Below are 19,937 nucleotides of genomic sequence, written 5' to 3'. Positions count from 1 at the left end.
GCGCCTTTTGGTGGTTTAATAAAAGTCTGGTGTTGCAGCCAGTGAAGATTAACTCACTTCTTTTAAGCCTTCATTTGTTTCTGCCATATAGCGTTTTGGATAAAAACTGTCTGAGCAAGACTCTTCAAGCGCTTGGGCGAACTTAGTGGGTTTTTCATCATCAAAAAAGCTGCCTGGCGTGGGGCTTTGATATATCTCGTCAAAACGGCGCACTTCGGTTTGACTTACCCGGCGGAAAATATGCGAGCGATTAAGATCTTCTGTGCTGCGCAGGCCCGCTGAGGCGATAATTTCTAATGCGGAATTTACCGTGGCTTTGTGGTAGCGCGCTACTCGCTCGGCTTTATCTGGTACGACTAAGCCTCTGGCTAATTTAGGATCCTGCGTGGCAATGCCTGTAGGGCACTTGTTGGTGTTACATTCCAATGATTGCACGCAACCTAGAGCAACCATCATGCCTCTGGCGCTATTACACATATCTGCCCCTAGCGCGAGGTTCTTCACTAAATGAAAACCACTGAAGGTTTTACCGCTGGCAATCACCCGAATGTCTTTTTTTAAGTCAAAACCAACCAGTATGTCACAAACAAAAGAGAGGGCTTCTCGCAGTGGCATGCCCACGGAGTTTGAGAACTCAAGGGGAGCGGCCCCTGTGCCACCTTCACCCCCATCGACGGTGATAAAATCAGGCTTGATGCCTGTTTCGACCATGGCTTTACACACGGCCACAAACTCACTCGCTCGACCAATACACAGCTTGAAGCCCACTGGTTTGCCACCGGACAACTCGCGCAACTGCTTAACAAACTGCATCATTTCAATGGGAGTATCAAACGCGCTGTGAGAGGGGGGGGAATCCACTTGTGTGCCAGGCTCAACCAAGCGTATTCTGGCAATCTCATTGGTGTTTTTATCAGCAGGTAATAAGCCGCCGTGGCCGGGTTTTGCTCCTTGACTAAGTTTGATTTCGATCATTTTGACCACATCTTTGTGGGCAATTTTTTGAAAGGCTTCTGGGGCGAAATGACCGTCTTTATCACGACAGCCAAAATAGCCCGTGCCAATTTGCCACACGATGTCACCGCCGTTTTCTAAATGGTAATCGCTGACGCTGCCTTCACCCGTATTGTGGTAAAAGCCGCCTATGGCTGCGCCTTTATTCAATGCGCGAATAGCGTTATCACTTAATGCACCGAAGCTCATCGCGGAAATATTAAAAATACTGGCTTCGTATGGCTGAGTGCAATCTGGACCGCCCACGGTAATGCGCGGGGCTGGGTGTTTACTATCATGATGTTTGGCTGCCATTGAATGGCCAATCCACTCATAACCGACTTTTTGGGTGTCGAATTTCGTCCCATAGGGATTTGAGTCTAAACTGCCTTTGGCTCGCTGGTAAATCAAGGAACGGAACATGCGCGTAATAGGCGTGCCATCAGTTTCGGATTCGAAAAAATACTGGCGCACAAATGGACGAATACGTTCCATTATCCAACGGCCATGACCCACAACAGGAAAGTTACGTAAAATGCTGTGCCGTGTTTGATGATAATCGTAATAGCCAAGTGCAACGATAGGGATAAGTAAGACAAACAGCCAAAGTGCGGGTAGCCAAATTAAACTCAGAAGAAGAATGACTACCGCTGAGCGTATGGCAATTTTTGCCAGTTTTGTTTCCATTGTGACTCACTATTGTTGGTGATTAAGAAATATTCATATTTATTAGACCCATGTAAGGGCCTACATAGTTCAAGTATCTCAATTAAGGCTGAAAAGTCTAATGGGTTGTGTTTCGATACTTTTCAATCACTTGAGCACTGACCGTGAACATCGTGTTATCTATGTTGGTCAATCAATATTGGATTACCGTCAGGATCTTGCATCATAAAACTTCCTGGGCCACTGGTGTTTTCATCGACTTCGCTTACAAAATCAATGCCCTTGCTTTTTAATGATTGCTGGATCTTACGCACATCAGTGAAGGTTTCTGTGGAATTACCGTGATTGTCCCAACCTGGGTTGAACGTCAGCATGTTTTTTTCAAACATACCTTGAAACAAACCAATGGTTTGACTGCTGTTTCTTAGGATTAACCAACCTTGTTTTTGATCGCCTCCTACCACCCTAAAGCCTAGTTTTTGGTAAAAGGCTCTAGATACGTCTATGTCGTTAACGCTTAAGCTAATTGAAAATGCACCCAGTTCCATGATGTTCTCCTGAATTCTGTTTCGCTAGCATGCACGAATGCTAATGTGCACGAGTATCAGCATGCTTTGTGTACTTTAACGCTAGCATTCAAGATCAGTTCACGCAAAGGGTAGTCGTGAGTTGAAGATACTTGTCGGCTAAACCAGATGCTTAGCCAAGTAATCGACCAGTGAACGAATTTTAGGTGATAAGTGCCTATTACGCGGGTAAATTGCCCAAATTCCTTCCTCTGATTCGCTATAGTTTTCAAGCAGGCTCACTAATGCCCCCCTTTTTATGTGTTCCTGCACGTAATAATCAGGCAGTTGCACTATACCTAACCCTTTGAGCGCAGCATCGACCAAGCTAAACCCACTGTTGTACCTTAGCTTGCCTTTCACGCGGATATTGCGCGCTTTGTCGTCGTCACGAAAGTGCCAATAATCTAGCGTGCCTAGCAAACAGCTGTGTTTATTTAGCTCTGATAGAGAATGCGGAAAGCCGTATTTTTCCAAGTACGCAGGGGAGGCACACACTGAGTTGGTGCGGGTTGCGAGCTTTCTTGCCATCATGGAGGAATCGCTTAATTTACCAAGGCGAATGGCCAGATCGTACCCTTGCTCTACTAGGTCTATTTTCTGGTTACTTAAATATGCAGTCACCTCTACGTCAGGATATAGCAGCATAAAATCATTCACTAAAGGCAATATTTGTTGCTCACCATAAGTGACTGGGGCGGTGAGGCGAATCGTACCTTGGGGTGTAGATTGTAAATTGGTGATAGCCCGTTCTGCGGCTTCAAGGCCGTCAAGCACACTACGGCAATGTTGATAAAAAAGGCGACCTTCTTCGGTCAAAGACACCTTGCGAGTGGTGCGATAAAACAGTTTCACATTTAGCCGAGTTTCAAGTGCGCTAATTTGGCGACTGACTTGGGCGGTAGAAATCGCCAAGTTTTTTGATGCTTTGGTAAAACTTTCTGTTTCAGCCACGTATACGAATTCGTTAATTCCTTCCCACTGCATGATTGTTACCTGTGAGTAAAAGTAATTTGCATAAATGGCATATTATCATTCCATAGGAAATAAATATAATGCTCTGCATACATAGCACAGCGCGTTCAAGCACAATATGGGAAACAAACATGAGTTGGTTATTTTTAATACTAGGTGTGGTTGCAGAGGCCATGTCCCACGTGGCGTTAAAGGAGACAAATGGCTTTACCAAAGTTATCCCTAGCGCCTTGGTGCTAATGGGGCATTTGGCAGCTTTTGTCTTTTTAGGTCAAGCAATGAAAGGCATGCCCATCGGCATAGTACATGCGCTGTGGGCGGGGCTAGCGATTGTGACGGTAACGTTATTGTCTACCCTGATTTACCGCCAACACCTAGACCTAACCACTTGGTTTGGTATGGCTTTTGTCGCCATTGGTGTGGCGATGATCAATTTATCGCAAGGTCATAGCCATTAAGTCTGGTTCGTTTTCAAGCAAAAGAGCGTGATTAAAACCCATGTAAGGCATTTATCAAACGACCATTTCAATACTCATGACGCAATGTAGTGCAAACCAATTTACGTAACCGATTAATTAACTAAAAGTGAGGATCATAATGACAGATCAATTTATTAAATCTAAAGCCGCTATTGCGTGGGGACCTAAGCAGCCATTGTCTATTGAAGAAGTAGACGTGATGCTGCCACGTAAGGGAGAAGTACTGATTAAAGTGATTGCTTCTGGTGTGTGTCACACAGACGCATTTACCTTGTCTGGTGACGATCCTGAGGGGATTTTCCCAGTCATTCTGGGCCACGAAGGGGGCGGTATTGTTGAACAAGTAGGGGAGGCCGTAACCAGCGTGTCGGTTGGCGATCATGTTATTCCCCTTTATACCCCTGAGTGCGGTGAATGTAAGTTCTGTTTGTCTGGTAAAACCAACTTGTGCCAAAAAATTCGTGAAACCCAAGGTAAAGGCTTAATGCCAGACGGCACCACGCGTTTTTACAAAGACGGTCAGCCTATTTTTCACTACATGGGTTGTTCAACGTTTTCTGAATATACGGTTCTACCTGAAATCTCATTAGCAAAAGTCAACAAAGAAGCTCCCTTAGAAGAAGTGTGCTTACTCGGCTGTGGCGTGACCACAGGCATGGGCGCAGTAATGAATACCGCTAAAGTAGAAGAGGGCGCGACTGTGGCCATCTTTGGTTTAGGTGGTATTGGTTTATCTGCTGTGATTGGGGCAACCATGGCCAAAGCCAGTCGCATTATTGCGATCGACATTAACGAAAGTAAATTCGAATTGGCGAAAAAATTGGGTGCAACTGACTTTATCAACCCTAAAGACTACGACAAGCCCATCCAAGATGTGATTGTTGAGCTAACCGATGGCGGCGTTGATTACTCATTTGAGTGTATCGGTAATGTCAACCTAATGCGTTCAGCGCTTGAGTGTTGCCACAAAGGTTGGGGCGAGTCTGTGATCATTGGTGTGGCTGGTGCGGGTCAAGAAATAGCAACACGTCCGTTCCAATTAGTCACAGGTCGCGTATGGCGCGGCTCCGCATTTGGTGGGGTGAAAGGTCGCTCTGAATTGCCAGACTACGTAGAGCGTTACCTACAAGGTGAATTCAAGCTAAGTGATTTCATTACTCATACCATGGGCCTTGAAGACATCAATGAATCTTTCGATTTGATGCACAAAGGTGAAAGTATTCGCAGCGTTATTCACTTCTAAACGTAAATTTTCGCTATGGCTGTTTGCCCCTGGGCAAGCAGTCCATATTTTTGCTGTTTTAATGATAGAACGATGAAGTCACATCGGCTTCTAAATGAGTGTTAGGTGAGTATATGACAATTGAAAATCTCTCTGTAAACAAAAGCTTTGGTGGTTGGCATAAACAATATAGTCACCAATCAAAAACGCTTAATTGCACCATGCGCTTCGCGATTTATCTACCGCCGCACATTTCAAACGGTAGTAACGTACCCGTTTTATATTGGTTGTCAGGCTTGACCTGCACCGATGAAAACTTCATGCACAAAGCCGGTGCACAGCGCATTGCGGCCGAATTAGGCATCGCCATTGTCGCCCCTGATACCAGCCCTCGCGGAGACGACGTAGCAGATGACGAAGGCTATGACTTGGGCAAAGGTGCGGGTTTTTACGTGAATGCGACTCAAGCGCCTTGGGAGCGTCATTACCAAATGTATGATTATGTGGTGAATGAGTTGCCGCAGTTAGTTGAAGCGACATTTCCCGTGTCGGATAAACGTGCCATTGCCGGTCATTCAATGGGAGGCCATGGAGCGCTTACTATTGCCATGCGTAACCCTGAGCGTTACACATCTGTGTCGGCATTTAGCCCGATCAGCAATCCCTTGAATTGCCCTTGGGGTGAAAAAGCGTTTAGCGCGTATTTGGGTAAAGACAGAGCGACATGGCGTGAATACGATGCTAGCGAGCTCATGCGCGCTGCCACGCAGTTTGTACCTGCTTTGGTTGACCAAGGGGCGTCTGATGATTTTTTAACTGAGCAGTTGAAGCCCGAAGCGTTACAAAGCGCAGCACATGCTAGCGGTTACCCACTAGCGCTGAATTTGTATGAAGGCTACGATCACAGTTACTACTTTATCAGTAGTTTTATAGAAGGACATTTACGCTTTCACGCTGAGTATTTGAGTAAGGTGTAAACGGTTATCACTTGTTCTATTGACGCCTGAATTGTTAGGGAATTGCCATTAGTTTTCCTCTGCTTGTGGCCATTCATCTTCGGTTAAAAGTTTGTTGGTGATAAGTTGAGCTCGCAACTCGTTGATGTGTTGTTTTAATTCATCCCGAATAAGGCGAATAGCAGGTGATATTAGCTGGCGACTGGGCAGTACTAACCACATTTCTGTTAATGGGATTTTATACTCAGGCATTAAGCGCTTTAGCCGACCTGCTAATAAATCTTGGGCCACATCAATGGCTGATTTTTTGGCAATGCCTTCGCCGTCAACACACCAGCGCCTGACGATATCGCCATCGTTCACAGCGCGGTCGCTATTCATTTTGATTTTATACTGCTGGTCGTCTTGATAAAGCTCCCAGCCGTCATGCACTACCTCATAGAGCTTATAAAGCAGGGCGTTGTGTTGGGGGAGCTCGTCGGGCATTTGCGGCTCACCATGCCTTGCAATATAGGTGGGGGCAGCGCAAAGCACATGGGGGATATTGCATATTTTAAAGCCGTATAAGTTGAGATCTTTTGTTGCATCTTTAGTGATAGCACGCAAGGCTACATCAACACCGTCACGATAAAAATCGGCGCGACTATCACTTGCGTGCAGGCGTAATTTCATCGTCTTATGTTTACGCATAATATTGTTAAGCAAAACACGCATTAAATTTCGGCCCATTTCTGATGAAACGGCCATACGGACTTCCCCTGTGATTGAATGCTGCTCTTCGTTAATTAATACCTGACCTTGCTGCAGCAAATCTAACGCCTGCTGACAAAGGGGTAAATAGCGTTCACCTTCAGTTGTCAGGCGTAGTTGCCTAGTGGTACGCACAAATAATTGCGCGCCCAGTTCCTGTTCAATGCGCTTTAGCGACACGCTGGCCGCTGATGAGCTCATATCTAATTGGTTGGCCGCAGCGGTAATAGAGTGAAGCTCGGCGACTTTTAGTAGTACATGTAAATCAGCAATTTTCATTTCGGTTTCTTGTGTATCGGCATTGAACTACTATGGTGTGTTTTGGCTATTATCCACGTTTTCGCGAAAGTGTATTGAAGATTTGCCCGTTTATCGAATGAATTTTTCCGCATAACATGCACCCATACTGACTTAACGGAGAAAACCCAATGAGAAAATTACCTAATGTAGCCCCAATCGCGTTAACCACTGCGTTGATCGCAGCGCTTTTAACACCAGTTGCTTTTGCAGACGAGCCAGCGTCAAAAGTCGTTGCCGCGAGCGATATTAAATGGGGATATCTTAACCCTCTTCGCGGTGACAAAAGCCCAGGCGCAGCTGATCTCTGGGGCGATCGTACCACTGATACCGCCACGGGAATGCTGGTTCGCTTTAACAAAGGGTTTGAGTCTCCGCCGCACATTCACAACATTACTTACCGCGGCATTGTGATTGAAGGGCAAATGCACAACGATGACCCCAATGCTGAAAAAATGTGGATGCCAGCGGGCTCTTTCTGGACGCAACCAGCCGGTGAAGATCACACCACAGCGGCGAATGGGGAAACGAATCTAATTTACCTTGAAATCGACTCGGGCCCTTATCTTGTCAAACCATCGAATGAAAAATTCGATAATGGTGAGCGCCCGTTAAACCTACATAAAGACAACTTAGTGTGGCTAAACGCCAGTGATTTGGATGATATTCACGTTGATGGTGTGCAAACCACTTACCTGTGGGAAAGCACGGCGGATATGAATGGTTCGATGATCAAATTGCCCGCGGGTTTTAAAGGTGATGTTAAAACGGATGCAAGTGAGTTTCGCGCAGTGGTGATTGTTGGCGCAGTTGAGTATCACTCACAAGAGCAAGAAACAGTGTTAAATCTGAGCCCAGGTAGCTACGTAGAATCGACAGGTGCCTTTACCCACAGCATTGAAAACAAGGGTGATACGCCAGCCACACTTTTCATTCGCACCAATAGCCACTACCAGGTCAATTAAGCAGGGCTTTGAGAGGCGTTTTTTGATTTTAAGTATGCGAGGGATTGCCTAACAAACAATTGGCCACACTCTGTGGCCATTTGGCTATCAAATTCAAAGTGCATACGGTAATAACGCCAACTACTGGCACTCATAACATAACGTAAATTGGCCGTGGTTTTTTTGATGTCATCAGCTGACACATATGAAAAGTGATTTTGTAGTAAATCTTCTAGCGCTTGAAGGCGCTGCTTGGCTGTCGTGTCTAACACCCGAGGAAGCAAGTCAGCACTGAGTAAAACCATGACTTTTCTAGGCTGTGCTTCAAGCTTTGCATAGAGTGTGGCAATGTACGAGGGTAGGGCATCTACCTCTTCAGGAACAATCGGTAAGGCTAACTCAGCATACAGCCTAGCGGTGAGCGCATCTAAGAATCCTTCTCGCGTAGTGAAGTAGCGAAACATTGTGCGCTGTGAAATATGTGCTTTTTCGGCAACTTTTTTAAAACTCAGTTCATCAATTTCGCAGTGCTGTAATAGCTCCCAGGCAGCATCAAGCAGTAAATTGACGGTTAATGCGGCTTTTTTTTCTTGTAGCAGGCTCATAAGTGTCCATTTGTCATAACCTATGTCAATTTGACTTATTATGTGTCAATTACTATTTTTTAGCTAGACCCAAGGCTAACGAAGAGGAATGAGTCAATGGCAATACAACCTATCATCAAGCGAGCCCAAGAAGGAAAGTGGTTAAATGTACTTGGTATGCAACTTCAGTTTTTATGCACCAGTGATGATACTCAAGGTCGCTATTCGAGCATGCTGAATACCGTACCAAAAGGGTGTGGAGCGCCGCCCCACCAGCACCCATGGGATGAAGCTTTTTATGTGTTAAAAGGTGAGGTGGAGTTTCAGGTAGGGGATGAAGTTTATCTGCTCAAACCGGGCGATTATATATTGTCTCCGGCCGATACTACTCACGCATTTACCGGTTTGTCTGACGAAGAAGGTTTAATGATCGCGTTTGAATCACCTGGACACTCCCATCGCTTCTTTAAAGAAATCAACGATACCGTTACCCAACTTCCAAACGATTTGGTGAAAATGCCTGCAATTGGCCAGCGTCATAAGGTGACTTTTGTATCACAACAGGATAAGCGATAAGGCAACGAAAGGCTTTAAACTCTATCTAAGATACAGTATTCACCTTTTTTATGATGGAGCGCGCGGTGCACAGTTTGTGGCTTTCCCTACAGTGAAAACCAAATGAAATTGCTTCGCCTGTCGCTTATTCCACGTACTTATTGTTTTGTTATTTAAACAAACCGTAGCACCAAGCCAATGATGAGCCCGGTGACAATAAGCTGTACCAAGCAAAATCCCATAATATCTTTGGCCTTGAGCCCAGCAATGGCTAATACAGGTAAGGCCCAAAAAGGTTGAATTAGGTTGGTCCACGCATCGCCCCATGCCACTGCCATAGCAACACGGCTAACATCTGCGCCTAATTCAATCGCTGCTGGTAAGATAACTGGGGCTTGTACTGCCCACTGTCCGCCGCCTGATGGTACGAAAATATTGACAATACCCGCACTGATGAAGCTCCAAACTGGCAGAGATTCAGCGCTGGCAAAACTAATTAACCACTGAGACATGCTTTGTGCCAGGCCTGACTGCACCATGACCGCCATGATACCTGCGTAAAAAGGAAACTGAATAATAATGCCGCTTCCACCGCGAATGGCTTGTTGAAGACTATGCAGTAACCGTTTAGGTGTGCCGTGTAATACTATGGCTAAAAACAAAAAAAGACTGTTCACTGTATTGAGGTTTAGTCCTCCGCCTTGGACAAAATAGTGGACTAAGTAGGTCAGTCCAACAAAGCCCACTAATACAGCTAACACCTTACTGTTCTCTAACTTATCTGCTGGTCTAGTAGATGTGGACGTAGGCATGGGTTCTTCGAGCAGCTTATCTGGGCTAACAATAATGCTCTCGTCTGTAGGGGGCAACATCATGCGATTAACAAGGGGAACTACAACAAATAGGATAGCGACTAGAATAAGATTAAAACCGCTGAAAATGGTGTTGCCTGTGGCTATTACGCCGATTTGGTTCTCACTGACGTGCCCAGGTGTGGCAATTGTCAGGGGGATTGAGCCGGCTAAACCGCCGTGCCACACCACAAACCCGGAATACGCACTGGCTACGAGTAAGCGATAATCTACCTGTGTGTTGCGGGCCAGCGCTTTGGCGAATAATGCCCCAATAACTAAACCAAACCCCCAGTTTATCCAACTGGCGGTGAGTGATATCAAAGTGACTAAGACGATGGCTTTACCTGGGGTATTGCCCAGTTTCGCTAGACGCGCCAACATGTTTTTCATTAATGGTGTGCTGGCCAACATAAACCCACTGACTAGTACTAGCAGCATTTGCATAGAAAAGCTCAGTAAGCCCCATAAGCCGTTACCCCATTGGCCTATGACAGTCATTAGCGGTTGCTGCTCTAGCGTGACAGCGGCGCCTATGGTAACTAGGGTTAGCAAAAGTACAAAAATATAAGGGTCGGGGAGGTAACGTTCTACTAATTTTATAAAAGGTTTTGCCGCACGGTTTAGCATAGAGAACGCCTATAACATATTGATAACAAGAAGTATCCTAGCGTATTTTTAGGTCTGAAACAGAGTGAAATATTCAATAAATACAAATCTATATATTCATTCTATTAACAAACTCTCCAGTGATTTACCTTTATACTACCCGTGTTAATTCCAGCTTGAGGCACTTATGATAGTTCGCGATACCCCTCATTCGTTTCGGTTGTTTTTTATTTTGCGTGGGTCGGTTTTACCGCTTATTTATGGGAAAATTCTATTTATCACCTTGCTGGGCGTGGTGGTGGCTGTAGCGCAACATTTCTACCCTGATGTATTCCCAGATTTTACCCTTGCCCCTGTGGCGTTGTTTGGTGTGGCGCTGTCGTTGTTTCTAGGCTTTCGCAATAATGCTAGTTATGAGCGTTGGTGGGAAGGACGCAAACAGTGGGGGCAATTAGTCGTGGCGTCTCGTAGTTTATCCCGCCAATTACTGTCCTACATTGATGGCAGTGAAAAAGCGGGCATCGAGGCACAAGAATATACTATCAAGCTCAGCATAGCATTTTCTCATGCATTACGACACCAGCTTCGCCAAACAGACCCATGGTCCGATATACAACCGTATGTCACGGAGCAAGACACACTTTTTTTGCGCCAAGCCAACAGCTTACCGGACGCCATATTGCGTTTGATCGCGCTAAAAATCAGGCAGTGCCGGGAGCAAGGTCTGTTGTCAGACATTTTGCAAGCGAGCTTGCAGGAGCAGATCACAGTGATGGCACAAGTGCAGGCGGCTTGTGAGCGAATTCAGACTACACCGCTGCCATTTGCGTATATGTTACTCGTGCAGCGTACGGCGTACTTGTACTGTTTCATTTTACCCTTTGGGATCGTAGCGACGCAGGGCTTAGTGACCCCATTGTTCAGTGCTATCATTGCATATACATTCTTTGGTTTAGATGCATTAAGCGAAGAGTTGGCCGCGCCTTTTGGCCTGTCTGCAAACCATTTACCTTTGCATGCTATTTCTCGGACGATAGAAATCAACCTGCTGGATATACTTGGCGAAAAACCATTACCTGAACCCATTGAAGCGCAGGATCATCGCCTAGCCTAGTCTGCGTTATAGCCCAAATAAAACAGGCACTGTGCCTTCAACTTTGATTGCTATTAGGTATCTAGAAATACGTTAGTTAAGGCAAGCTCGCGCCCTTTTTACATCTTCTGTACAGAAAACAGCCCAAGTTAAACGTTTAACGTACGTCTGCTGTCATATGGTAGAAGCGATCATCTTCGCTGTGTAACCTAAAACCATTTCTTGTATACAGGGTGATGGCTGGGCTTATTTTTAACACTCTCAGGGTGAGGGTATTGACGTTGGCCTTAGCGGCTCTGCGCTTTGCTTCATTTACCGCTGCTTTACCAATGCCTTTATTTTGAAAGGCGGGTAACACTTGAAGATCTCGTAAAATATACCCTTCGTCGCCCATGGCTAATCTCATCACACCGACTACTTCGTTGTGAAACACAATATCGAGGTTTTCAAGTTCCGCGGTCACGTCAAGTACTTTTGCAATATCCCAATCTGGAGCGAATTGTTCATAGTAGATGCGCATATTTTCATACGTGAAACGTGCTGCCCGGTGAAGATTTTCAGTTGCGACAAAGGTGATACTCATTGAACCTCCTTGATAAAACGACAATGTGATCCACAGCTCTCAATAACCGAGTGCTTTGTCGACTGTGCCCACCATAGGCTGCAGAGATATATAGCGTCGAACATTGTCGGCCAATACCTGACCTGCACTGTTATCTTGCGTGATTGCGGCTACATGTGGGGTCACCAAAACCTGAGGGTGCTGCCAAAGTGGATGCGTGTCAGGCAATGGCTCTATAGCGAATACATCCAGCACCGCATAGGCCAAATGCTCTGCATTGAGCAGAGTGATTACATCTTCTGGAATAAGTTGTTCACCGCGCCCCACATTAATCACGCTAGCACCTTTAGGGAGCAGGCTAAGCGTTTCAGCATTGAGTATGCCTCGTGTTTCTGGCGTAAGCGGCACTAAGCACACTAAAATATCTGTTTGCGATAAAAACGCTGGCAACTCCTCATCGCCGCTAAAACAGTTTACCTGAGTAACTTGCTTTGGGCTGCGACTCCAGCCATTGACACTAAACCCCAAGTTTAAGAGTGTTTGCGCAGCAGCTTGGCCCAAATGACCTAAACCAAAAATACCCACGCGCCTTTGACTGCTAGGGATAGTGGGTATTTGCTGCCACGTCGCGGTTTTATTGGCATTGATATATGAAAAAGTATCTCGATGAATATTCAGCACATGCATAGCAATAAACTCGCTCATGCCTTGGGCAATGCCGGGGTCAAGCATTCTAACGATCTGAATATGCTCAGGCACGCTAGCTAAGTCGAGTTGGTCAACGCCGGCACCCACTGAGAATATGACTTTCAAATTGGGATAATCTTGCTGGTAATCACGGGGCAGTTTCCACACGATCATTAACTCAATAGCGTCTTTGTTTTCGATGTGAGGCCAGTGGTGCCAAGTTACGCTCGGTAGAGTATCAGCGAACAATGCTTGCCAGTTATCGTTACGTGATTGCGGGCCGCGAAAAAGCACATGCGTTGTCATTGCTCATTTCCTTAGACATTCAGTTATGTAATCTAGTTGTATCCTATCTTGACTGGCCTGAAATGGGTATTCACACAACAAAATATTGATGTCGCGCCTCAACATGCTGAGCACGCGATGAAATTGTGTTTTTATTCAGTTTTTGTCGTATGCCGCTGCATCAACTTACTTTCATTGATGGTCGTTTGTTCCAAATCTTTGTTTTACGTCACTTTGGTTGATTCACAATGCGGTTAGAGCGTGCTGTCGGGCTGGTTTTCTGGTGCTGCTTGAATGAACGCCTGTAGTTCGTTACACGCTTGATAGACACGCATTATCTTAGGAAAGGGTCCCATGTCTACTTCGAATCGCAGGGCGTTGTACACCTGTGGGATCAAATATACGTCGACCATAGTAATATTTTCTCCTAGGGCGTATTGGGCTTGATTAGCTGGGCCTCCATCTGGCGCGAGCTGGGATTCAATTGCTCTAAAGCCTTGTTCAATCCAGTGACGATACCATTGCTGCTTTTGCTTTTCTTCGATGGTTAACTCGTTACTGAGATATTTCAATATCCGCAAGTTGTTCACTGGATGAATGTCGCAGGCAATTATATCCACTAGGCTACGAACCTTGACGGCGGCCATTAGATCATTTGGCATCAAAGGATATTCGGAGTATTGACCTTCAAGATAGGCTAGGATCGCTCCCGATTGCGTCAACACTTCTCCATTATCAAGCTGCATACATGGCACTAATCCTTGTGGTTGCAACGCGATATAATCTGCACTCTGGTGTTCACCTTTTAGCAAGTTTACTGGAACAAGCTCATGCTTGATACCCTTTAGGTTTAACGCGATGCGTACTCGATAGGCCGCTGATGAGCGAAAGTAAGTGAGTAGTTTCATGATTTTTTTCCAAAGACTTAGCATACGTTGAGCACAAGTGCATCGCGCTCAACGAGTTTATAGTTGGTGAAATCAGGCGCGATTTAAGGACGAGCAGGCAACAAAGTGCCAACCACTTCCCCAAAGCCTATGGTAACCGCGCCGCCACGGCTGCAATGAGCACGCATAATGATGCTGTCACCATCTTGCAAGAAGGTACGTGTTTCGCCGTTATCTAACGTCAGAGATTGTTTTCCTCCTTGAGTAAGTTCAAGCAGCGAGCCTGCTTCATCTGCTTGCGGCCCTGATTGTGTTCCTGAGCCTAGTAAGTCGCCTGGGGTCATGGGGCAACCATTTACACTGTGATGGGTCACAAGCTGCGCTGGTGTCCAGTAGGAGTGTTTGAAGTTTGATTGTGATAATTGCTGCGGCGCTTGATTGTTTTGGCGCATTTTCTCAGTTTGGATCAGGCAACTGAGTTCTATATCAAGATTACCCGCTTGGGTGTTCGCCTCGCTGGTCAAGTACTCAAGGGGTTGCGGGTCACTTTCAGGGCGAGTAAACGCTTCACGAAATGGTGCAAGGGCTTCGGTAGTGACTATCCATGGCGATATCGTAGAAGCGAAATTTTTAGCGAGAAACGGCCCTAATGGCTGGTATTCCCATGCTTGAATGTCGCGTGCTGACCAATCATTTAAAATACACATACCAAAAATGTGTTGTTCTGCTTGAGTGATGTTGATGCGCTCACCAAGCTGTGTGCCTTGGCCAATAAACACGCCCATTTCAAGCTCATAATCAAGGCGTTGGCAAGGACCAAAATCTGGGATACTGGCATCGGGTTTTTTGGTTTGGCCGATAGGGCGAGGAAAGGACTGCCCAGACACATCAATACTCGACGAGCGGCCGTGATAGCCAATTGGTACCCATTTGTAGTTTGGCAGGAGAGGGTTGTCTGGACGAAATAAACTACCCACTGCGGTTGCATGGTGAATAGAGGTGTAAAAGTCAGTATAATCAGTAACTTGGCATGGCATGTTAAATTCAGCGTCAGTTTGTGCTATCAAGCAATCTTCAAGCGCTCCTTGAAGTGCTGCCCCTTCACTTAAGGCGTTTGATAATGCCAAGCGTAGGGCTGAGTTGGTTTTTGCACCTAAGCCCATCAAGGTGTTGAGACTTGTTTCTCCGGCTGCTTGTGCCCCGCGCTGGGCCTCGCCATCAAACACATTCAATTTGGCAACTTTAGCCATATCGAGAATAAAATCACCTATGGCAACCCCACCACGCCACTGAGTTTGGCTGTTAGCCTCGCGAAAAATTGCAAAGGGTAAATTTTGGATGGGAAACTGCGTATGGCCATTGGCCGAACCAACCCAGCTTTTGCGTGCAGGATCGTGGGTTTCGTTTAATAACGTCATATAATTCATTCCTATATTATTCATTGGCGGCTATGGTTGGCCGTTAAAATGTTTTTTAAGGTCGCCCCAGCATGCCAAATACTGCTTTTGGCGTTGGGGTGTGTTAAGGGCAAATTCTGTTGGCGCAATGACATAGCGTGACTCAAGCATAAAAGCCAGAGTGTTTTCATAGCGCTGGGGGGCGAGTTCTGCATGGGTCGCCTTGTCGAACACGTCAGCCTCAGGGCCATGGGGCGTCATGCAGTTATGCAAGCTCATACCGCCAGGCTCGAACCCTTTTTCTTTCGCATCATACGTGCCCTCAATTAGACCCATAAATTCGCTCATGAAGTTCCTGTGATACCAAGGTGGCCGAAACGTATTTTCAGCTACCATCCAGCGTGGTGGGAAAATCACAAAATCGACGTTAGCAACACCTGGCTCACCACTAGGAGATGTGAGCACGGTAAAAATAGAGGGATCCGGGTGATCAAAGCTTACTGTGTTTAAAACATTAAAACGAGACAAGTCATATTTGTAAGGTGCGCTATTACCCACCCAAGCCACGACATCAAACGGGCTGTGATTTTGTTCGGCCTGATACAAAGCACCGCAAAATTTCGCCACAACTGTGTGTTGACCTTCTTTATCTTCAAAATACGCTACCGGATACTGAAAATCTCTTTGATTCGCAAACCCGTTTGCTCCTGCTGGGCCGCGTTCTGCCAACTCCATTGGACTGCCGTAGTTTTCACATAGGTAACCTCTAATGGGTCCGTCGGTTGGTTCAACTTTAAACTTTATGCCCCTGGGAATAACTAGAATTTCTCCTGGTTTAATCGCTAATTTACCCATTTCGGTTATTGCGGTGAATTCACCGAGCTGAGGGATAAAGAGTAATTCGCCGTCAGCGGAATAAAATGAGCGATTCGCCATTCCTTTATTTGCTCTGTAAACGTGGATACCAATCCCAGTTTGACCGCGCACATCTCCGTTAGCTGCCATGGTGGTTAAGCCATCAATAAAGTCTGTTGGGGCTTCGGGGATGGGCAGGGCATCCCAGCGCATCACATTGGGCGGGCAATCCACCTCGGTGATTGGGCCTGAGCGTACGGCGCCCTTTTCAATTTTACTAAAATCACCCATGGCGATAGAGGGGCGAATTCGGTACGTCCAAGTACGTCGGTTATCATGGCGCGGACGCGTAAATGCACTGGTACTAAATTGCTCGGCGTAGAGCCCATAAGGGCAGCGTTGGGGGCTAAACTGACCTACGGGGAGTGCGCCCGGTAGGGCTTCTGTTTGGTGCTCATTGTTGAAACCGGCTAAATATGAAAGCTCAGTATTTGTGCTCATATGTTGTCCTGTGAAACGCAAAAATAAACGATTGTCATCCGAAAATAGGTTTTAAAAACTCGCGGGAAACCTATGTTTTAATCTAATTTTTTAACCAACTGATGACAATGAATTAACAGTAAAATGATGTAATTAGCTTTGAACTCAGACGTGCATTCTGTAAACTTTTGTTTCTCTTTTATTCTAAGCCCCCCGTAAAATAGGCTGTGACAAGCCATCAATACGTTCATGCTGTGGTTAAACCTTGTGATTAAATGCCATATGTACTCGGATGCATCTTTGTCTATAGGCTAATGCATGTTACATTCGTGTGAATAAACAACATGTTATGTTTGGCGAGTTTGTATAGGCGAACTATGTAGAGTCTAAGCGACATTCTTGATGAAACTTAACTATATACGCAACCCGATTTATCTGTATGGCGAATTAGTGTGCGAAAGCAAGAAAGTAAGGGAGTAACGGGGTGGGGAGCGAGCAAAAAGTGATGCGCAGTATATTACCCTTGATATTGGGCTTGATGTTGCTTTTTAGTCATACTTTGCTTTGGGCACAGGTAAGTAAAGAAGCAAATTACGTCGGTGCCCAAGCATGTCAGAGCTGCCATCAAAGTGAATATGATCAGTGGCGAGAATCTGATCATTTTAAAGCCATGCAAGCAGCAAACAAAGGCTCCGTGTTAGGGGATTTCAATGACACGCTTGTGACGTTTCACGATATTCAAACGCGATTTTTTGTCGAAAATGGTCAATATAAGTTAACCACTACCAACAAGCAGAATAAAGTTCAAACCTTTGATGTCCCCTACACATTTGGATTTTACCCATTGCAGCAGTATTTAATCGATGTAGGTGAAGGCAAGTTACAAGCGTTTAATATTGCCTGGGACAGTCGCAGCAAAGAAGAAGGTGGGCAACGTTGGTTTCATTTACAACCCATTGAAAAAATCACACCTGAACATCCGTTCTTTTGGCAGCGTCATTTTCAAAACTGGAACAGCCGATGTGCGGATTGTCATACAACCGATCTCAAGCGCAATTTTGAGCCCAAAAGTAATACATTTGCTACGCAATTTAGTGAAGTAAACGTCGCCTGTGAGAGTTGCCATGGGCCCGCAGGACAACACATTAAGCTGGCAAAAAAGGGGGAGCTGAGCGCGCAAAATTCAGGTTTTAGTCAAACCTTACCCGCGCTAAAAAACTTTTCATTTAGCCCGAATAACCCGATTGCCCATGTTGATGGCAAACCGAATAACAGTGAAATTAATGTCTGCGCGCGTTGTCACTCATTACGCACTCCTTTAGAACATCCTTTTGCTGATAGCCATTCCCAACAAAGTTTTGTCGATGACAACCGGCTAGAGTGGATCCGCGCACCGTTTTACCATGCAAATGGCAGCATTAATGAAGAGGTGTTTGTGGCTGGTTCATTCATGCAAAGTAAAATGCAACATGCTGGGGTGACGTGCTCAAACTGCCATAACGCTCATACCGGAAAAGTGAAAATTCAGGGTAATGGATTGTGCTTACAGTGCCATCAAGCGGAAACCTTCAACAGCCCTGAGCATCATCACCACACACCACAAACCGAAGGCGCTATGTGTGTGAATTGTCATATGCCAGAAAAAACCTATATGGGCGTAGATGACAGGCGCGATCACAGCTTTTTAATTCCCGATCTCAGTTTTAACAGTGCCTCAAGCGAGCCGCAAACGTGCTTGGCGTGTCACGATAAAGAGAATGACCATTGGCGCCAGAAGAGCGAAAAAGTATGGGGTAGCAATACAAATACCAATGTATGGCAAACTGCGCGTCACCAAGTGCAAGATGGCGCGCCGGAAGGACTCGAGCAAGCGATTGCCTTTATACACAACCCAGATAACAGCCGCTTACGCCAAGCATCTTTGTTGGCAGACTTGAGCCTGTATCGCTCGCAGAAAGGGGTCGATATTGCTCTTGAAAATCTCGAAAGTGACAGTACTTTGCTGCGCCGCGCTGCGGTAGAGTCGCTGGCGATCCTTAGCCCCCAAGCTCGTTGGCAGGTGTTAAGCCAAAAGCTTGATGAGCCCAGTAAGTCTGTTCGTTTTGAAATGGCGCGATTGCTCACCGATAGTCTAGGGCTGTTGTCTCGCAGCGACAAAGCTAAACTACTGCCACTGCTGAACGAATATCGTGAAATGCTTGAGATAAATGCTGATTCGCCCATTACCCAGCTGGCGATTGGCAATTTGAACACACAGCTAGGCGATTTAGCAGGGGCAGAGCAGGCTTATTTAACGGCTTATAAAATCGAACCCAGTTATATACCTGTGTTAATTCAAATTTCTGAATTTTATCGTCAACAAGGTCAAGATGAAAAAGGCGCAAGCTATTTAACCAAAGCGCTAAACGTTGAGCCTAATAACGCCCAAGCTAACCATGCATTTGGGCTATTTAAAATTCGTCAGAAACAATATGGACAAGCCCTTAACAACTTGAAAATAGCGGCACACAGTGATGAAGCAATGCCATCTTTTGCTTATATTTACTCAGTTGCCCTTGATCAACAAAGTCATACCAACGTTGCGATTAGCGAGTTGGAAAAGGCGCATCAACGTTGGCCGAGAGATGCCGATGTGATGAGTGCACTTATCAGTTATTTACGCAAAACTGGCCAGAATGATAAGGCACAACAGTACCAATCTAAGCTGCAAACATTGCAACGTTAGTGGCTAAATGACGATGTACTAGGGCGCAATATGGTTTTTAAGGTGAATTGGGTTGTTCACACAGTTACACAGAGCGATTACTCAGCGTTGATCGCCATATGGGAACATGCAGTGCGTGCCACCCATGATTTTCTTCCTGAAGAGGATATCACTGAATTAAAACCGCTAATTTTACAACATTATTTTGATGCAGTTGATTTGCGCTGTATTAAAGACAGCGCTGGCGATATTATAGGGTTTTGCGGGGTGCATGCGCAGAATATTGAGATGTTGTTTGTCTCGCCTGATGATGTAAATAACGGAGTGGGCCGTGCGTTAACTGAATATGCAATAGCTCATCAGCAAGCAACAAAGGTGGACGTTAACGAGCAAAACCCAAAAGCGCAGGGGTTTTACCAACGTATTGGGTTCAACGTCGTTGGGCGCTCAGCACTCGACGGCCAAGGTAAGCCTTATCCATTACTGCATCTATCGCTAGGCACTTTTCAACGATAACGTCTTTGAGCGTAAACTCAACAC

General features: G+C 45.8%; 19 protein-coding genes. 8 read left to right on the top strand and 11 right to left on the bottom strand.

Annotated elements, in window-relative coordinates:
* Positions 1-48: 48 nt before the first annotated feature.
* From FX988_RS06210 to FX988_RS06200, 3 genes are all read right to left on the bottom strand, one after another.
* Complete coding sequence (locus FX988_RS06210) at positions 49-1,680, bottom strand: FMN-binding glutamate synthase family protein (RefSeq protein ID WP_160178823.1); 1,632 nt, start codon at positions 1,678-1,680, stop codon at positions 49-51.
* Positions 1,681-1,835: 155 nt separating this feature from the next.
* Positions 1,836-2,207 carry a VOC family protein gene (locus tag FX988_RS06205; RefSeq protein ID WP_160178822.1) on the bottom strand — a complete coding sequence of 124 codons (372 nt, stop codon included), beginning with the start codon at positions 2,205-2,207 and terminating at the stop codon, positions 1,836-1,838.
* 138 nt (positions 2,208-2,345) lie between these two features.
* Positions 2,346-3,212 (bottom strand): LysR substrate-binding domain-containing protein, encoded by an 867-nt coding sequence (locus tag FX988_RS06200; protein ID WP_160178821.1) that lies wholly within the window; start codon positions 3,210-3,212, stop codon positions 2,346-2,348.
* A 119-nt stretch (positions 3,213-3,331) separates the two neighbouring features.
* On the opposite strand from FX988_RS06200, the gene FX988_RS06195 reads away from it, so the two are divergent.
* The 3 genes from FX988_RS06195 (at position 3,332) to fghA (ending at position 5,878) form a co-directional block, all read left to right on the top strand.
* Positions 3,332-3,658 (top strand): DMT family transporter, encoded by a 327-nt coding sequence (locus tag FX988_RS06195; RefSeq protein ID WP_160178820.1) that lies wholly within the window; start codon positions 3,332-3,334, stop codon positions 3,656-3,658.
* A 139-nt stretch (positions 3,659-3,797) separates the two neighbouring features.
* A complete protein-coding gene (locus FX988_RS06190; RefSeq protein WP_160178819.1) occupies positions 3,798-4,922 on the top strand; it encodes an S-(hydroxymethyl)glutathione dehydrogenase/class III alcohol dehydrogenase in 1,125 nt (374 codons plus the stop codon).
* A 113-nt stretch (positions 4,923-5,035) separates the two neighbouring features.
* Positions 5,036-5,878, top strand: coding sequence for an S-formylglutathione hydrolase (gene fghA / locus FX988_RS06185; RefSeq protein ID WP_160178818.1), 843 nt, complete (start codon positions 5,036-5,038; stop codon positions 5,876-5,878).
* A gap of 48 nt (positions 5,879-5,926) precedes the next feature.
* On the opposite strand, the gene FX988_RS06180 is transcribed toward fghA, so the two are convergent.
* Complete coding sequence (locus tag FX988_RS06180; RefSeq protein WP_160178817.1) at positions 5,927-6,886, bottom strand: LysR family transcriptional regulator; 960 nt, start codon at positions 6,884-6,886, stop codon at positions 5,927-5,929.
* Positions 6,887-7,035: 149 nt separating this feature from the next.
* On the opposite strand from FX988_RS06180, the gene FX988_RS06175 reads away from it, so the two are divergent.
* Complete coding sequence (locus FX988_RS06175) at positions 7,036-7,869, top strand: DUF4437 domain-containing protein (protein ID WP_160178816.1); 834 nt, start codon at positions 7,036-7,038, stop codon at positions 7,867-7,869.
* Here the strand turns inward: FX988_RS06175 and FX988_RS06170 are convergent.
* Complete coding sequence (locus tag FX988_RS06170; protein ID WP_160178815.1) at positions 7,866-8,453, bottom strand: TetR/AcrR family transcriptional regulator; 588 nt, start codon at positions 8,451-8,453, stop codon at positions 7,866-7,868. The genes FX988_RS06175 and FX988_RS06170 overlap by 4 nt on opposite strands.
* Before the next feature lie 96 nt (positions 8,454-8,549).
* On the opposite strand from FX988_RS06170, the gene FX988_RS06165 reads away from it, so the two are divergent.
* Positions 8,550-9,008, top strand: coding sequence for a cupin domain-containing protein (locus FX988_RS06165; RefSeq protein ID WP_160178814.1), 459 nt, complete (start codon positions 8,550-8,552; stop codon positions 9,006-9,008).
* 152 nt (positions 9,009-9,160) lie between these two features.
* Here FX988_RS06165 and FX988_RS06160 read toward each other — a convergent pair whose 3' ends face one another.
* Complete coding sequence (locus FX988_RS06160) at positions 9,161-10,468, bottom strand: short-chain fatty acid transporter (protein ID WP_160178813.1); 1,308 nt, start codon at positions 10,466-10,468, stop codon at positions 9,161-9,163.
* A 166-nt stretch (positions 10,469-10,634) separates the two neighbouring features.
* Between FX988_RS06160 and FX988_RS06155 the strand changes: the two genes are divergently transcribed.
* A complete protein-coding gene (locus FX988_RS06155; protein WP_160178812.1) occupies positions 10,635-11,561 on the top strand; it encodes a bestrophin family protein in 927 nt (308 codons plus the stop codon).
* A gap of 136 nt (positions 11,562-11,697) precedes the next feature.
* On the opposite strand, the gene FX988_RS06150 is transcribed toward FX988_RS06155, so the two are convergent.
* The 5 genes from FX988_RS06150 to hmgA all read right to left on the bottom strand — a co-directional run bounded on the left by FX988_RS06150 (position 11,698) and on the right by hmgA (position 16,714).
* Entirely contained in the window at positions 11,698-12,123 is a 426-nt protein-coding gene (locus FX988_RS06150) for a GNAT family N-acetyltransferase (protein ID WP_160178811.1), read from the bottom strand.
* 39 nt (positions 12,124-12,162) lie between these two features.
* Complete coding sequence (locus FX988_RS06145) at positions 12,163-13,095, bottom strand: 2-hydroxyacid dehydrogenase (RefSeq protein WP_160178810.1); 933 nt, start codon at positions 13,093-13,095, stop codon at positions 12,163-12,165.
* A gap of 233 nt (positions 13,096-13,328) precedes the next feature.
* Complete coding sequence (gene maiA, locus FX988_RS06140) at positions 13,329-13,982, bottom strand: maleylacetoacetate isomerase (RefSeq protein WP_160178809.1); 654 nt, start codon at positions 13,980-13,982, stop codon at positions 13,329-13,331.
* Between the two features lie 83 nt (positions 13,983-14,065).
* Entirely contained in the window at positions 14,066-15,379 is a 1,314-nt protein-coding gene (gene fahA, locus FX988_RS06135) for a fumarylacetoacetase (protein ID WP_160178808.1), read from the bottom strand.
* Positions 15,380-15,409: 30 nt separating this feature from the next.
* Positions 15,410-16,714, bottom strand: coding sequence for a homogentisate 1,2-dioxygenase (gene hmgA, locus FX988_RS06130; RefSeq protein ID WP_160178807.1), 1,305 nt, complete (start codon positions 16,712-16,714; stop codon positions 15,410-15,412).
* Between the two features lie 463 nt (positions 16,715-17,177).
* On the opposite strand from hmgA, the gene FX988_RS06125 reads away from it, so the two are divergent.
* A complete protein-coding gene (locus FX988_RS06125) occupies positions 17,178-19,418 on the top strand; it encodes a multiheme c-type cytochrome (RefSeq protein ID WP_160178806.1) in 2,241 nt (746 codons plus the stop codon).
* A gap of 30 nt (positions 19,419-19,448) precedes the next feature.
* Positions 19,449-19,913: a GNAT family N-acetyltransferase gene (locus FX988_RS06120; protein WP_160178805.1), complete on the top strand. Its 465-nt coding sequence runs from the start codon at positions 19,449-19,451 to the stop codon at positions 19,911-19,913.
* Positions 19,914-19,937 lie beyond the last annotated feature (24 nt).

The organism is Paraglaciecola mesophila (genome assembly GCF_009906955.1).
Lineage (GTDB): Bacteria > Pseudomonadota > Gammaproteobacteria > Enterobacterales > Alteromonadaceae > Paraglaciecola > Paraglaciecola mesophila_A.
This window is presented reverse-complemented; position numbering and strand designations above follow the sequence as displayed.